Below are 14558 nucleotides of genomic sequence, written 5' to 3'. Positions count from 1 at the left end.
GCCCACAGGGGCGGTTTTTTAATGCCTGCTGTGCACGCAGGCCCACGATTGAAGTGACGCGCTGGTCAAGCGCGCAGTTATCGGAAGCGCGTTCATCAAGCCATATCAGCAATATCGAGCAGCCTCAGACCCGCGCGTCCGCCATTCACTGCGCCACGGCCGCCATCCCTCCGACCACCGCACTAAAGCCGCTGTCGACGTGCACGATCTCCGCCGTCACGCCGGCCGCCAGATCCGACAGCAAAAAGGCCGCGGTATTGCCGACCTGCTCGATGGTCACGTTGCGCTTGAGCGGCGCGTTCTGTTCGACGAACTCGAGAATCTTGCCGAAGCCTTTGATGCCGCTCGCGGCCAGCGTCTTGATCGGCCCCGCCGAAATGCCGTTCACGCGCACACCCTTCGCGCCGAGCGAAACCGCCAGATAGCGCACACTCGCTTCGAGCGAGGCCTTCGCGAGCCCCATCGTGTTGTAGTTCGGAATGGCGCGTTCGGCGCCGAGGTAGCTCAGCGTGAGCAGCGACGCATCCGGCGTGAACATCGACTGCGCTGCCTTGGCGAGCGCGGGGAAGCTATACGCGGAGATGTCGTGCGCAATGCGGAAGTTTTCGCGCGTCATGCCGTCGAGGAAATCCCCGGCAATCGCCTCGCGCGGGGCAAAGCCGATCGAGTGGACGAGGCCGTCGAGACCGTCCCAGTGTTGCTTGAGCGACGCGAAGAGGGCGTCGATCTGCGCGTCGTCGGCGACATCGCAGGGGAACACCAGGTCGCTGCCGAACTCGCTGGCGAATTCGGTGATGCGATCCTTGAAGCGCTCGCCGACATAGGTGAACGCCAACTCGGCGCCTTCACGCTTGCAGGCCTGCGCGATGCCGTACGCAATCGAACGGTTCGACAACAGGCCGGTCAGCAGGATACGTTTGCCAGCGAGGAAGCCCATGGACTCTCCTGAACGGTCGCCACGCCGCGCACGAATGTTGAGCGCTCCGCCGGCGCGGACTGCGCGGATTAATTGGGTAGAATTCTCTCACATTGCAATTGCCCACTGACCAACAAGGCCCCTATGACAACTGGCTCGCGACGGGTTCAAACGCCTCGTGCATTTCGATGCAGCGTGATTCACGGACCTTCGCGCAGTGGTCTCGCAGTGGCGCCGCGCTCGTGGCCCACAGGGCGGTCGGCACGCGCTGCCGCCATGGCCTGCGTGCTCGCCATCACCGGTTTGCTTGCCGCCCCGCAAGCCCACGCGGCCCATGCAATCGCGCAATACGGCGAGCCGAAATATCCGGCCGGCTTCCGGCACTTCGACTATGTCAACCCGGATGCGCCGAAGGGCGGCACGCTGGTGCTGGCCAACCCGAGCCGTCTCACGAGCTTCGATAAATTCAATCCGTTCACGCTGCGCGGCAATACGGCGCCCGGCGTGGACCTGCTGTTCGAGAGCCTGACCGTCGGCAGCAGCGACGAGGTCGCGTCCGCCTACGGGCTGCTCGCCGACGACATCCAGATCGCGCCTGATGGCCTGTCGGCGACTTTCCAAATCAACCCGCGCGCGCGCTTTTCGAACGGCGATCCGGTCACCGCCGACGACGTCAAGTTCTCGCTCGACACGCTGAAGAGCCCGCAGGCCGCGCCGCAATTCGCGTCGATTTTCGGCGAGATCACGCGCGCGGTGGTGGTCGATCCGCAAACGGTGCGTTTCGAGTTTCGCCAGCGCAATCGCGAATTGCCGCTGCTCGCGGGCGGCATGCCGGTGTTCTCGCGCAAGTGGGGGATGAAGCCGGACGGCAGCCGCATTCCGTTCGACCAACTCGCATTCGAAAAGCCGATCGGCAGCGGACCTTATCTGATCGAGCACTACGACAACGGCCGCACGATCACGTACCGGCGCGATCCGAATTATTGGGGCGCGCAGTTGCCCGTGCGCGCCGGCATGTACAACTTCGATCGCATCGTCTACAAGCTGTACTCGGATAGCACGGCGCGGCTCGAAGCCTTCAAGGCCGGCGAATACGATGCGCTCGTCGAGTATATTGCGCGCAACTGGGTGCGGCGCGACGTCGGCAAGAAGTTCGACAGCGGCGAGCTGATCAAGCGCGAGTTCCCGCAACACAACGGCACCGGCATGCAAGGCTTCATGCTGAATACGCGGCGTCCGTTGTTCCAGGACGTGCGCGTGCGCAAGGCGCTCGATCTCGCGCTCGACTTCCAGTGGCTGGACCGGCAGCTTTTCTACAACCAGTACCGGCGCATCGACAGTTTCTTTGCCAACACGGATTTGCAGGCGAAGGGCTTGCCTTCGCCGGGCGAGCTGGCCTTGCTCGAACCGTTCCGGGCGCAGCTCGACCCCGCCGTGTTCGGTCCGCCGCCGAAGCAGCCGGATACCGATCCGCCGGGCTCGCTGCGCGCCAATCTGCTGCAGGCCCGCGCATTGTTGCAGGAGGCCGGCTGGACCTATCGCGACGGCGCTTTGCGTAACGCCAGGGGCGAACCGTTCCAGTTCGAGATCCTCGACGACTCCGGCTCGGGCGGGCAGATGGAGCCGATCGTCGCCACCTATATTCGCAATCTGCAGAAGCTGGGTATCACTGCGACGTTTCGGGTGGCGGACTACGCGGTCTATCAGAAGCGGCTGGACGCGTTCGATTTCGACGTCACGACAATCCGCATGCCGGACGTGCAGGTGCCGGGCTCGGAGCAGATCGAGCGCTTCGGCAGCAAGGCCGCCGATACCAACGGGTCGGACAACATGATCGGCCTGAAGTCGCCCGTGGTCGATGCCGTTCTGAACGCGCTCGTGCACGCGCAGACGCGCGAGCAACTGGTGGACGCGACGCATGCGCTCGACCGGCTGCTGATGCATGGCTACTATGTGGTGCCGCACTGGTATAGCGGCACGCATCGGGTCGCATTCAAGCGCGGCCTCGCGTGGCCGAAAACGCTGCCGCTGTACTATGGCGCGGAAGGCTGGATCACGTCGATGTGGTGGTATGGGCAGCCGCAGGCATCACCAGCGGCACAGGCGCAAGAACAGCCGCAAGCACAGCCGCAAGCACAGCCGCAAGCACAGCCGCAAGCACAGCCGCATTCGCCGCCGAAGCCGTAGCCGGAACCGCCGCCACGCAGAACGCGCCATTCATTCACCGCCGTCGCACTTCGCACCGGAACACCGCCCATGTGGAGCTACATCCTCAAACGTTTGTTACTGATGATCCCGACCCTGCTCGGCGTGCTCACGCTGACCTTCGTCGTGATCCAGTTCGTGCCGGGCGGTCCGGTCGAGCAGATGCAGCACGAGTTGCGCAAGGGCGCGGAGAACGGCGCGCCGTTCGGTCTGCGCGCGCATAGCGGTGTCGACGCGCAACAGATCGCGCAACTCAAGCAGCTTTACGGTTTCGACAAGCCGCCGCTCGAACGCTACGTGCTGATGCTCAAGCGCTTCTCGACCTTCGACCTCGGGCAGAGCTATTTCCGCCATCAAAGCGTATGGTCGCTGATCGTGTCGAAGCTGCCGGTGTCGATCAGCATCGGCCTGTGGACCTTCTTCCTCACGTATCTGATATCGGTGCCGCTGGGCATCGCGAAAGCGGTGCGCAACGGCTCGCGCTTCGATATCGCGACGAGCCTCGTTGTGCTGATCGGCTACGCGATTCCGGGCTTCGTGCTGGGGGTGCTGCTGCTCGTGCTGTTCGGCGGCGGCACCTTCCTGCAACTGTTTCCGCTGCGCAATCTCACGTCGGACAACTGGGCGCAGCTGAGTCTGGGCGGCAAGATCGTCGACTATCTGTGGCACATCACGTTGCCGATCACCGCTTCGGTGGTGGGCAGTTTCGCGGTCGTCACGATGCTGACGAAAAACGCCTTTCTCGACGAGATCCGCAAGCAATACGTGCTGACCGCGCGCGCGAAAGGTCTCTCCGAAAAGCGCGTGCTGTGGAAGCACGTGTTCCGCAATGCGTTGTTGCCGCTGGTCGTCGGCTTTCCGGCGGCATTCATCGGCGCGTTCTTCACCGGCAGTCTGCTGATCGAGACGCTGTTTTCGCTCGACGGGCTCGGGCTGCTGTCGTATGAGTCGGTGGTGCGGCGCGACTATCCGGTCGTGCTCGGCACGCTGTATCTGTTCACGCTGATCGGCCTCGCGACCAAGCTGATCTCCGATCTCTGCTATGTGTGGGTCGATCCCCGCATCCAATTCGAACAACTGGAGCGCTGATGAATCGAGCCCGTCTTTCCGCCGACGCTGCGGCGCGCGCCGAACCCGTGCGCGCGTTCGTGTCGCCTTCGCCCGCGCGCCGCGTATGGCAGCGGTTTCGCCAGCAGCGGCTGGGCTACTGGAGTCTGATCGTGTTCGTCGTGGCGTTCGCGGCGAGCCTCGCCGGCCCGCTGTGGTCGAACGACAAGCCGGTGGTGGTGCGCTACGACGGCCACCTGTACTTCCCGCTCTTCAAGACCTACGCGGAGACCACGTTCGGGGGAGATTTCCCGACCCCGGCCGACTATCTCGATCCGCATATCAAGCATCGTTTCGACGCGCCGGGCAACTTCGCGCTCTATCCGCCGAACCGCTACTACTACGACACGCTGAATTACTTCTCGAAGGCGCCGAACCCGGCGCCGCCGTCGCGCGATAACTGGCTCGGCACCGACGACCGCGGGCGCGATCTGTTCGCGCGGCTGCTCTACGGCTTCCGGGTGTCGGTGGAGTTCGGGCTCGTGCTCACGCTGATCGGCACGATACTGGGGATCGCCGCGGGCGCCGTGCAGGGTTATTTCGGAGGACGTATCGATATCGTCGGGCAGCGGCTGATCGAAATCTGGAGCGCGATGCCCGAGCTGTACCTGCTGATCATTTTCTCGTCGATCTTCGAGCCGGGCTTCATTCTGCTGATCGTGCTGCTGTCGCTGTTCGGCTGGATCGGCTTGTCCGATTACGTGCGCGCGGAGTTTCTGCGCAATCGCCATCAGGACTACGTGCGCGCGGCGCGGGCGATGGGGCTGTCGAACTGGCAGATCATGTGGCGTCACGTGCTGCCCAACAGCCTGACGCCGGTGATCACGTTCCTGCCGTTCCGGATGAGCGGCGCGATTCTCGCGCTGACGAGCCTCGACTTTCTCGGCCTCGGCGTGCCGTCGCCGACCCCGAGCCTGGGTGAGTTGCTCGCGCAAGGCAAGGCGAATCTCGATGCATGGTGGATTTCGTTGTCCACCTTCGGCGTGCTGGTCGCGATGCTGTTGCTGCTGACCTTCATGGGCGACGCGCTGCGCAACGCGCTCGATACCCGCATCTCGGATGCGATGCGCGCCGGAGGCAATCAATGAGCGCAATGGTTCAGAACAACGCGCAACAGACGCCGCCGCTGCTGGAACTCGACCATCTGCGCGTGCGCTTCGGCGACACCGTCGCGGTGAGCGACGTCACGCTCGCGATCCAGCGCGGCGAGCGGGTGGCGCTGGTCGGCGAATCGGGCTCGGGCAAGAGCGTGACCGCGCTGTCGATTCTGCGGCTTCTGAGCGACGCGCAGGTGAGCGGCTCGATCCGTTTCGACGGCGTGGATCTGCTCGGCAAAAGCGAACGCGCGATGCGCGGCATGCGCGGCTCGGACATTGCGATGATCTTCCAGGAGCCGATGACCGCGCTCAATCCGCTCTATACGGTCGGCGACCAGATCGCGGAGACCATCGTCGTGCACGACGGCGTGTCGGCGGGCGAGGCGCGCAAGCGCGCGGTCGCGCTGCTCGGGCGCACCGGTATCGCCGAACCCGGCAAGCGCGTGAACAGCTATCCGCATCAGCTGTCGGGCGGGCAACGGCAGCGCGCGATGATCGCGATGGCGCTCGCGTGCCGTCCCAGACTGCTGCTCGCCGACGAGCCGACCACCGCGCTCGACGTGACGATCCGCGCGCAGATCGTCGATCTGCTGCTGGAGTTGCAGCGCGACGAAGCCGAAAAGCGTGGCATGGCCGTACTGCTGATCACGCACGACCTGAATCTGGTGCGCCATTTCGCGCAGCGTATCGCGGTGATGGAGCGGGGCGTGCTGGTCGAGAGCGGGCCGGTCGAGCAGGTGTTCGAGGCGCCGCAGCATCCGTACACGCAGCGCCTGCTGGCGAGCCGGCCGCAGCGCACGGTGGCGCCGGTGCTACCGATCTCGCCCGTGCTGCTCGAGGCGCGCGGGATCTCGGTGGATTTCAAAACGAAGCTGCCGGGCTTCGGCGGCTGGTTCCGCTCGGGACGGTTTCGCGCGGTCGCCGACGCGAGCGTGTCCGTGCGCCAGGGCGAGACGCTCGGGATCGTCGGCGAATCGGGTTCCGGCAAGTCGACTCTGGCGATGGCGCTGCTCGGTCTGCAACGCACCGCGCACGGCGAAATCGAGTTTCAGGGCAGGGGGCTCGGCAGCTATCGCGGCGCCGAACAGACCGCGTTGCGCTCGAACATGCAGGTCGTCTTTCAGGACCCGTTCAGCTCGCTTTCGCCGCGCCAGACGATCGAGCGGATCGTCGGCGAAGGGCTGGCTCTGCATCGGCCGCAGATGACGCCGCAGGCGCGGCGCGACAAGGTGGTGTCGGTGCTGCGCGAGGTCGGCCTCGACCGCACGGTGCTGTTTCGCTACCCGCATGAGTTTTCCGGCGGCCAGCGTCAGCGGATCGCAATTGCGCGCGCGCTGGTGCTCGAGCCGCGCGTGCTGATTCTCGACGAACCCACGAGCGCGCTCGACGTCTCGATCCAGCAGCAGGTGTTGAAACTACTCGCCAGCTTGCAACAGAAGTACAACCTCGGTTTCGTTTTCATCAGCCACGATCTGGCCGTGATCGGGGCGATGGCGCATCGCGTCGCGGTCATGCAAAACGGTTCCATCGTCGAAGCCGGCGATGTCGAGAAGATTTTTGCGACGCCTGCCCATCCTTACACTCGAAAGCTCCTTAAAGCGGCCCTTGACCATTGATTTTTCAACCCTTTCACCAATTGGGTGCGTGTCTCGATTGTATTTTTCTATTTGTTTTGACATGTGAATACTTACTGGCTAGTATCGACCAAACTTTTTTCCGTAGACCCCTGATTTTTAGGCAATAACTACCGACCAATGCAGCGCAGAAATCTAACCCAGGCTTGCACGCGCGTCGTCGCCGGGATGTTCATTGGCGTCTTGATGGCAGCAGCTCCCGGCGCGTTCGCCGATGAAGTAAGCAGTTTTAATCAGAATGCCTCCTATTCGACCCCCAGCGGGTCGAATTTTTCGTCCATTTCCAGTTCGCAGGTGGCCGCTCCCGAGAGCGACAGCGGCGCCAAATCGTTCCTGTCCGGCGTGGCCGGAAAAGCAGGCGACGTGGTGGTCGGCGCGCTGAACATGATCGGCGTGCGCTACCGCTGGGGCGGCAACACGCCCGATTCGGGGCTCGATTGCAGCGGTTTTGTCCGCTACGTGTTCCAGGACACGCTCGGCATGGCCTTGCCGCGCCGTGCCGAGGAAATGAGCCGGGTGGGCGAGAAGGTTCGCGTGAGCGACCTGAAGCCGGGCGATCTGGTTTTCTTCAACACGATGCGCCGCACGTTCTCGCATGTCGGTATCTATATCGGCGACAACAAGTTCGTGCATTCGCCCTCCACGGGCAGCACGATCCGCGTCGACGACATGGATAGCGGCTACTGGGAGAAACGCTTCACCGGTGCGCGCCGGGTCGAGGCGTCGTACCAGGAAGGCGAGGATCTGCGCAAGCGTGTGACTGCGACGATCAGCGGCAACAACTGATGCCGGCTGGGTTGGTGGTTTTGCAGCGATAAAAAAGCCTGCTTCGTTCGAAGCAGGCTTTTTCTATTTGGGCGGGTGTTTTGGGGATGGCGCAGCACTCGCACTGATCGCGTCGTTGCTACACCGCCGCCCGCCTGCTTGCTCCATGCCGGTCGCGACCGCAACGCGTGTTCCCCGCCACCCCTTACGCTGTCGTGCGACGCGCGGCCAGTTTCTGTTGCAACTCCGGCATCATCTTCGCCACCGCTTCTTCGCCGGCCAGAATCGCCGCGTTGCGCTGCGAGAAGTCACTGCCGCTCATTGCGGCCAGATTCGGCCGGATCACGACGTCGGCGTACTTGTCCAGTTCATAGGCCTTGATCGTCTGGCCCATGATCGTGAAAGTCTGCATCAGCACGTCGAACGAACTGGCGGTCAGGCCGCTTTCCGGGCGCTGCGAAATGTCCACGGCGATCACGAAATCGGCGCCCATTTTGCGCGCGAACGAGGCCGGCACGGGACTCACCAGGCCGCCGTCGACGTATTCATGGCCGCCGATCTTCACCGGCTCGAAAATCGACGGCACGCTGCATGACGCGCGCACCGCGATGCCGGTGTTGCCACGCTGGAACAGGATCGGCTGACCGGTTTTCAGATCGGTGGCGACCACGCCGAGCGGTTTCGCCATCTTCTCGATCGGGCGGTTGTTGAGCGTCGTGTTCAAGTAGTTCTGCAGCGCGACGCCTTGCAGAAAGCCGCGTGTGCGAAACGGCATCGCCCAGTCGCTGATCGACGCTTCATCCATGGTCAACGCGAGCTTGTTCAGGGCAAAGCCGTTCATCCCCGAGGCGTACAGCGCGGCGACCACCGAACCGGCGCTGGTGCCGGCCACCAGATCGATCTGGATGTTTCGCGCTTCGAGCGCCTTGATCACGCCGATGTGCGCGAAGCCGCGCGCGGCGCCGCCGCCCAGCGCGAGCGCGACGCGCATCGGCCGCTGCGGCTTGTCGAGCGGCGGCGGGTTGACGGTGGGCGCGGCGGCGAGCGGCGCGCTATCGGTTCTGCCGCCGGTCGTGGTGCAGGCGGCCAGTACGGCCGAGGCGGCCGCCAGCGAGAAGTTGCGGCGGGCCAGACGGGGTGACGAGGGTTTCAACGAGTTCTCCAGCAACGGCGCGAACGACGCAATCGGCGTCGCCGGTCGCCGCGATCAGACTGATAGTCAGAACGGACGGGATTGCCGCATGGGGCGATTCCGCGCGCCGTGGTCCTATCCCCAACCGCAGCGCGCGCACATCATAAATCAAAGCCCGATGCGCGCGGCGGCCTCGTAATGAAACGTTGCAGAGGAAGTGTTCGAGGGACGTGGCGGGTGATTCCAGAGCGGCGTGGCCGCGGCTTGAGCGTGCGTTGTTCCGGCATGCGTGCCGCTCAGGCTCTTCTCCGGCACACCAACCCTGGCCCCTGCGGCACGCCGCTCCTGGCCATTCGGGCGAGGGCGACCGAGCCCGTGCGGAAGGTATAATTCCGCTCTCGCACTTATTTCCCTCGTGTCCATGCAACGCCCTTGTGCGGCATGGGCGCGGTCCGCTGCCGGGCTTCACGGGCCATGTTCGCCCATGCGCCGGCGCCAGTCTTCCGAGTAACCGCTAATGACCACCTCCGTTCGTACCCGTTTCGCACCGAGTCCCACCGGCTTCATCCACCTCGGCAACATTCGCTCCGCGCTCTATCCGTGGGCGTTCGCGCGCAAGATGAAAGGGACCTTCGTGCTGCGGATCGAGGACACCGACGTCGAGCGCTCGACCAGCGAATCCGTCGACGCCATTCTCGAAGGCATGGCGTGGCTCGGCCTCGATTTCGACGAAGGCCCGTTCTACCAGATGCAGCGCATGGACCGTTACCGCGAGGTGCTCAAGCAGATGCAGGACGCGGGGCTCGTCTACCCGTGCTACATGTCGACGGAAGAACTGGACGCGCTGCGCGAGCGGCAACGCGAAGCGGGTGAAAAGCCGCGCTACGACGGCACGTGGCGTCCGGAGCCGGGCAAGGTCCTGCCGCAGCCGCCGGCAGGCGTGCAGCCGGTGCTGCGCTTCCGTAATCCGCTGACGGGCGTGGTTGCATGGGACGACGCCGTGAAGGGCCGTATCGAGATTTCGAACGAAGAACTCGACGACCTCGTGATCGCGCGCCCGGACGGCACGCCGACGTACAACTTCTGCGTGGTGGTCGACGATCTGGACATGCGCATCACGCACGTGATCCGCGGCGACGATCACGTGAACAATACGCCGCGGCAGATCAACATCCTGCGCGCGCTCGGCGGCGAAACGCCGGTGTACGCGCACCTGCCGACCGTGCTGAACGAGCAGGGCGAGAAGATGAGCAAGCGCCACGGCGCGATGAGCGTGGTCGGCTATCGCGACGCCGGATACCTGCCGGAGGCGGTGGTCAACTATCTGGCGCGTCTGGGCTGGTCGCACGGCGACGCGGAGGTGTTCTCGCGCGAGCAGTTCGTCGAATGGTTCGACCTGGAGCACTTGGGCAAGTCGCCGGCTCAGTACGACCATGACAAGCTGAACTGGCTCAACGCGCATTACATCAAGGAAGCGGATAACGCGCGGCTCGCCGGGCTCGCCAAGCCGTTCCTGGCCGGCTTGGGTATCGACGAAGCAGCGCTTGCGCAGGGCGCGGATCTGACGGCAGTGGTGGGCTTGCTGAAGGACCGTGCGTCGACGGTGAAGGAGATCGCCGAAAACGCCGCGATGTTCTATCGCACACCGGCGCCCGACGCCGAATCGCTGGCGAAGTACGTGACCGACGCGGTGCGTCCGGCGCTGGCCGAGCTGGCCACCGCGCTGCAGACCGTCGAATGGACTAAGGAAGCCATCGCCGCCGCGTTCAAGGCGACGCTCGGCGCGCACAAGCTGAAAATGCCGCAACTGGCGATGCCGGTCCGCCTGCTGGTGGCGGGCACGACACATACGCCGTCGATCGACAGTGTGCTGATGCTGTTCGGGCGTGACGCCGTGGTGAGCCGCATTGAAAAAGCGCTGGGCTGATCGGGAGCGTTCGCGAGCTGTCGAGAGGGTTTGCGTGCGGCTTGAAAAAAGTCGCACGTAATTGCTCAAAGGGTATTTACAAAGCGCAAATTGGCCTCTAAAATCTCGTTTCTCTGATGTGCAGGGGGTATAGCTCAGCTGGGAGAGCGCTTGCATGGCATGCAAGAGGTCAGCGGTTCGATCCCGCTTACCTCCACCAACATAGAGTAAAGTTGTTCTGAAGTCCGGAAGTTGTAGCAAAAAAGACTTCACAAGCGGCTCAAACGTAGTTAGAATAGCGGTCTTCGCAGCTGACGCAACGAAATAACTGCCAAGTTAGCGTAAGTTAGCAGCGAATTATAGACAGATCTGAAAAGATTATGTCCCCTTCGTCTAGAGGCCTAGGACATCACCCTTTCACGGTGAGTACAGGGGTTCGAATCCCCTAGGGGACGCCAAACATCAGCGTCGCTTTAGTGTTCGAGTTACGGCTCGATGGACAGTAAAGCAGCGCAGCTTGCAGAGAATGAACCGACGCTCGCAAGCTAAGGTGTAAAGACTGGAGTGGTAGTTCAGTCGGTTAGAATACCGGCCTGTCACGCCGGGGGTCGCGGGTTCGAGTCCCGTCCACTCCGCCAGACAAAGCCCGTTCATTCATATCTGAACGGGCTTTTTCATTAAAGGTGTAAGCAGTACGTTGTCCCCTTCGTCTAGAGGCCTAGGACATCACCCTTTCACGGTGAGTACAGGGGTTCGAATCCCCTAGGGGACGCCAGAACAGCGGTGTCGTTCGGTTGGAAGTTTGAACGGTGCAGCAGGCGAATGAGCGTCGCTCATAAGCCGCGGTGCAAAAAATCTGGAGCGGTAGTTCAGTTGGTTAGAATACCGGCCTGTCACGCCGGGGGTCGCGGGTTCGAGTCCCGTCCGCTCCGCCAGATTTGAGAAAGCCCACTTCGAAAGAAGTGGGCTTTTTTTATTTCTGCCGACCATCCTGCCCGGGTATGCTCGGGAAAAACAGCCATTGCCAGCGCGCGCGGCCTGTTTTACCGTTGACCGACACTTCTTCGCCGATCCACCATGTTCGATCCCACCGAAGCTCCGTCGCCGTTTCATCTGCGCGTTGCCAGCATGGACGATTTCGAGTTCGCCGAGGCGCTGACCCGCAACAACATGGGCGGCTACTATCGCCGTCACCATCTGGTCTGGCGGGGCGATCTGTTTCTCGGCAGCTGGCGCGAATCGGAGAATTTCATTCTCGAAGTGGACGGCCAGCCGATCGGCGTGCTGCGCATCACGGAGGAAGGCGACTCGCTGCATATCCGCGACGTGCAGATTGCCGAAGGACATCGCCGGCTCGGCGCCGGCACGTATCTGCTCGACATCTCGCATCAATGGGCGCGCGAGCGCGGGCTGCGCGAGCTGCAACTACGTGTGTTCGTCGACAACCCCGCCGCGCGGCTGTATCAGCGCAAGGGCTACAAGCTCGCGGGGCCGCGTCTTGCGCAACTCGGCGCGATCCGTCATCTGGCGCGGCGGGTCTGAAATCCCGCAATCGCCGATCAGCGTGCCGGAGCACCCGACGCATCCGGGCGGCCTTGCGCGGTTTCTTCATCCGTCTCCACGTCGTCGTGTTCGCCGTTTTGCGCGCGATGTTCCGAGCCCCGCTCGATAAATGCGCGCGGACTTTCACCGAACGCGCGCCGGAACATCGCGGAAAACGCGCTCTGGCTTTGATAGCCGAGTTCCCGCGCGACATGCGAGAGCGGCCGACCCTGGCTCAGGAGCGGAATCGCGCGCGCCAGAATCGCCTGCTGACGCCATTGCGAAAAGCTCACCCCCAATTCCTGGCGAAACAGCCGCGCGATCGTGCGCGTGCTCGCGCCGACACTCGATGCCCATTGTTCGAGCGACTCGCCGTGCGTCGGGTCTGCGATCACGGCTTCGCAGAGCGCACGCAGACGCTTTTCGTTGGGCATCGGCACGGACAGCGGCAGCGGTTCCGAGCGCGTCAGCTCGTCGAGCGCGAGCGCGCCGAGCAGCCGTTCGCGCGTGGCCGAAATGCCAGCGGTGTCGAGCGCGGCAATCACTTCGCGCAGCAGATCCGACACTTCGACGACGCGCGGCGAATCCAGCCCGGCCGGCACGGTGCTTTCGGTGATGTAGAGCGTGCGCAGGAAAGCGTCTTCGACGGCCACCACTTCGTGCGTCACATGCGGCGGTACCCAGATCGCGCGCGACGGCGGCACCATCCACGTGGTGCCGGTCGTCGCAACGCGCAGTACACCGCGCGACGCATAGGCCACCTGCGCCCACGCATGCGTGTGACGCGCGATACGCCAGCCCGACGGCATTTGCCGCGAGCGCACGCGGATCGGATGCGTCTCGGTCGGCTGGAACTCGGGCGGAATGTCTGCGAAGCGGACGAAGCTCGACGGCGCGGAGTCGGCGGACGAAGTCATGGTTAAACGCGAAGGGGCGAAGGTGGATCCGGACAGCGAGTACCGGAACAGGTGGCGCACGAAATTGCGCCTGCGCAAGCTTTGCAGTCGCAGCCCGGGCCTCACGAGCCCAGCGAGCCTTGTCATTGTAGATGTTGCCCCCATTCGTCCGATGCATAATGTCCCGATTGCCCGCATCCAAGGAGAACGTCATGAGCTTTGCCACCGCGGACTTGTGCGACGCGCACGAAGATCAGCTGGCGCTCGGCACGTTGCGCGTGCTCGAGCCGGTGTTTCACCTGTTCAGCCGCACCGAGTGCTTCAGCGGCGAGGCCGTGACGCTGAAAGTGTTCGAAGACAATGCGCTCGTGCGGACCGTGCTCGAAGAGAAAGGGGCGGGCCGCGTGCTGGTGGTCGACGGCGGCGGCAGCCTGCGCTGCGCGCTGGTCGGCGGCACCCTCGCGCGGATCGCGGAACAGAACGGCTGGGCGGGCATCGTGGTGAACGGCTGCGTGCGCGATGCGCTGGAACTCAACGAAGTCAACACCGGCGTGGCGGCGCTCACGACCTGTCCGCGCCGCGGCCAGAAGCGCGGCGCCGGCGAACGCGACGTGGCGGTGCAGTTGCCCGGCGCGCTCGTGCGTCCCGGCGAATGGATTTACGCGGATCTCGACGGCGTGCTCGTCGCGAGCGCGGCGCTGAACTGAAACGGCATTTGAAGTCGGCTCGAATCGAGCCAGCCAACCCTCATCCAAGGAGAGCAAACGACGATGCAGACCGTCTTTGTCTACGGCACGTTGCGTGCCGGTGAAGTGAACGACATCAGCGAAGCCGCGGCGCGCAACGACATCGCCGCGCCGACTCTGCTCGGCACCGCCGCCGTGCGCGGCCATCTGTACGACTTCGGCTCGTATCCGGGCCTCGTCGCCGATGAAGCGGGCGTCGACGTGATCGGCGACGTCTACGAAATCGACGATGAGCTGGTCGCGGTGCTCGACGAAATCGAAGCCGTGTATCCGGGGGTCGAGGATCGCTTCCTTGCGCGCGAGGTGATGGTGAAAGTGGGCGGCAATGTCGTGAACTGCCGCTTCTATCCGGTCCCTCCGAATGCGGTGAAGGGCTTGCCCGAAATCAGATCGGGCGATTGGGTCGAGTATCGTCGAACGCGCTGAGCGGGCGCATCGCATGCGGCAAAGCGTGTTCAAGTGTGCCAAAAAAGTGGCCCGGCAAGCGTAAGCCTGTCGGGCCGTCCGGTCGGTCAGTCTTGCGACTCAAGCCGCCTTCGCGCCACGCAAGGCACGTGAAGGCTAGCTTGCTGCGGCATCGTGCGGTGCCGCTCCTGATTGCGTTCACGCATG

General features: G+C 63.7%; 12 protein-coding genes and 5 tRNA genes. 14 read left to right on the top strand and 3 right to left on the bottom strand.

The features are described 5' to 3' along the window. Positions 1–145 precede the first annotated feature (145 nt). On the bottom strand, positions 146–937 hold the full coding sequence (fabI, locus tag PQR02_RS32555) for an enoyl-ACP reductase FabI (protein WP_408241394.1): 792 nt from the start codon (positions 935–937) through the stop codon (positions 146–148). A gap of 255 nt (positions 938–1192) precedes the next feature. Between fabI and PQR02_RS32550 the strand changes: the two genes are divergently transcribed. From PQR02_RS32550 to PQR02_RS32530, 5 genes are all read left to right on the top strand, one after another. After that, positions 1193–3103: an extracellular solute-binding protein gene (locus PQR02_RS32550; RefSeq protein ID WP_408241391.1), complete on the top strand. Its 1911-nt coding sequence runs from the start codon at positions 1193–1195 to the stop codon at positions 3101–3103. Between the two features lie 69 nt (positions 3104–3172). After that, positions 3173–4210, top strand: coding sequence for a microcin C ABC transporter permease YejB (locus PQR02_RS32545; RefSeq protein ID WP_408241388.1), 1038 nt, complete (start codon positions 3173–3175; stop codon positions 4208–4210). Next, on the top strand, positions 4210–5316 hold the full coding sequence (locus PQR02_RS32540; RefSeq protein ID WP_408241385.1) for an ABC transporter permease: 1107 nt from the start codon (positions 4210–4212) through the stop codon (positions 5314–5316). Before PQR02_RS32545 ends, PQR02_RS32540 begins: the two co-directional genes overlap by 1 nt. Further along, positions 5313–6941: an ABC transporter ATP-binding protein gene (locus PQR02_RS32535; protein WP_408241382.1), complete on the top strand. Its 1629-nt coding sequence runs from the start codon at positions 5313–5315 to the stop codon at positions 6939–6941. The genes PQR02_RS32540 and PQR02_RS32535 overlap by 4 nt, the downstream gene beginning before the upstream one ends. A gap of 138 nt (positions 6942–7079) precedes the next feature. Next, the gene (locus PQR02_RS32530) at positions 7080–7745 is read left to right on the top strand and encodes a C40 family peptidase (RefSeq protein WP_408241379.1); all 666 of its coding nucleotides are present in this window, start codon (positions 7080–7082) and stop codon (positions 7743–7745) included. 184 nt (positions 7746–7929) lie between these two features. Here PQR02_RS32530 and PQR02_RS32525 read toward each other — a convergent pair whose 3' ends face one another. Continuing rightward, positions 7930–8877 carry a patatin-like phospholipase family protein gene (locus PQR02_RS32525; protein ID WP_408241376.1) on the bottom strand — a complete coding sequence of 316 codons (948 nt, stop codon included), beginning with the start codon at positions 8875–8877 and terminating at the stop codon, positions 7930–7932. 496 nt (positions 8878–9373) lie between these two features. Between PQR02_RS32525 and gltX the strand changes: the two genes are divergently transcribed. From gltX to PQR02_RS32490, 7 genes are all read left to right on the top strand, one after another. Continuing rightward, positions 9374–10783, top strand: a complete 1410-nt coding sequence (gene gltX, locus PQR02_RS32520) for a glutamate--tRNA ligase (protein ID WP_408241373.1) — start codon at positions 9374–9376, stop codon at positions 10781–10783. A gap of 123 nt (positions 10784–10906) precedes the next feature. Further along, positions 10907–10982, top strand: a tRNA-Ala gene (locus PQR02_RS32515). 162 nt (positions 10983–11144) lie between these two features. Next, positions 11145–11220, top strand: a tRNA-Glu gene (locus PQR02_RS32510). Between the two features lie 103 nt (positions 11221–11323). Then, positions 11324–11400 (top strand) — tRNA-Asp (locus PQR02_RS32505). Between the two features lie 61 nt (positions 11401–11461). Beyond that, positions 11462–11537 (top strand) — tRNA-Glu (locus tag PQR02_RS32500). 83 nt (positions 11538–11620) lie between these two features. Then, positions 11621–11697, top strand: a tRNA-Asp gene (locus PQR02_RS32495). A 142-nt stretch (positions 11698–11839) separates the two neighbouring features. Further along, positions 11840–12304: a GNAT family N-acetyltransferase gene (locus tag PQR02_RS32490; RefSeq protein ID WP_149668244.1), complete on the top strand. Its 465-nt coding sequence runs from the start codon at positions 11840–11842 to the stop codon at positions 12302–12304. Between the two features lie 17 nt (positions 12305–12321). Here PQR02_RS32490 and PQR02_RS32485 read toward each other — a convergent pair whose 3' ends face one another. Continuing rightward, positions 12322–13221, bottom strand: a complete 900-nt coding sequence (locus PQR02_RS32485; protein WP_408241369.1) for an AraC family transcriptional regulator — start codon at positions 13219–13221, stop codon at positions 12322–12324. Between the two features lie 191 nt (positions 13222–13412). On the opposite strand from PQR02_RS32485, the gene rraA reads away from it, so the two are divergent. Further along, positions 13413–13907, top strand: a complete 495-nt coding sequence (rraA, locus tag PQR02_RS32480; protein ID WP_408241366.1) for a ribonuclease E activity regulator RraA — start codon at positions 13413–13415, stop codon at positions 13905–13907. A gap of 63 nt (positions 13908–13970) precedes the next feature. Beyond that, complete coding sequence (locus PQR02_RS32475) at positions 13971–14372, top strand: gamma-glutamylcyclotransferase family protein (RefSeq protein WP_408241363.1); 402 nt, start codon at positions 13971–13973, stop codon at positions 14370–14372. Positions 14373–14558: the final 186 nt, after the last annotated feature.

The organism is Paraburkholderia sediminicola (assembly GCF_046026895.1).
Classification (GTDB): Bacteria; Pseudomonadota; Gammaproteobacteria; order Burkholderiales; family Burkholderiaceae; genus Paraburkholderia; species Paraburkholderia sediminicola_C.
Note: the sequence above shows the minus strand (reverse complement) of the source record. Positions and strands in the feature narration are given on the sequence as shown.

Bases quoted from the DNA above. Each gene is read 5' to 3' on its own strand.
- rraA (WP_408241366.1), top strand. From the start codon at position 13,413: ATGAGCTTTGCCACCGCGGACTTGTGCGACGCGCACGAAGATCAGCTG.
- PQR02_RS32530 (WP_408241379.1), top strand. From the start codon at position 7,080: ATGCAGCGCAGAAATCTAACCCAGGCTTGCACGCGCGTCGTCGCCGGG.
- PQR02_RS32490 (WP_149668244.1), top strand. From the start codon at position 11,840: ATGTTCGATCCCACCGAAGCTCCGTCGCCGTTTCATCTGCGCGTTGCC.
- gltX (WP_408241373.1), top strand. From the start codon at position 9,374: ATGACCACCTCCGTTCGTACCCGTTTCGCACCGAGTCCCACCGGCTTC.
- fabI (WP_408241394.1), bottom strand. From the start codon at position 937: ATGGGCTTCCTCGCTGGCAAACGTATCCTGCTGACCGGCCTGTTGTCG.
- PQR02_RS32535 (WP_408241382.1), top strand. From the start codon at position 5,313: ATGAGCGCAATGGTTCAGAACAACGCGCAACAGACGCCGCCGCTGCTG.
- PQR02_RS32550 (WP_408241391.1), top strand. From the start codon at position 1,193: ATGGCCTGCGTGCTCGCCATCACCGGTTTGCTTGCCGCCCCGCAAGCC.
- PQR02_RS32545 (WP_408241388.1), top strand. From the start codon at position 3,173: ATGTGGAGCTACATCCTCAAACGTTTGTTACTGATGATCCCGACCCTG.
- PQR02_RS32540 (WP_408241385.1), top strand. From the start codon at position 4,210: ATGAATCGAGCCCGTCTTTCCGCCGACGCTGCGGCGCGCGCCGAACCC.
- PQR02_RS32485 (WP_408241369.1), bottom strand. From the start codon at position 13,221: ATGACTTCGTCCGCCGACTCCGCGCCGTCGAGCTTCGTCCGCTTCGCA.
- PQR02_RS32475 (WP_408241363.1), top strand. From the start codon at position 13,971: ATGCAGACCGTCTTTGTCTACGGCACGTTGCGTGCCGGTGAAGTGAAC.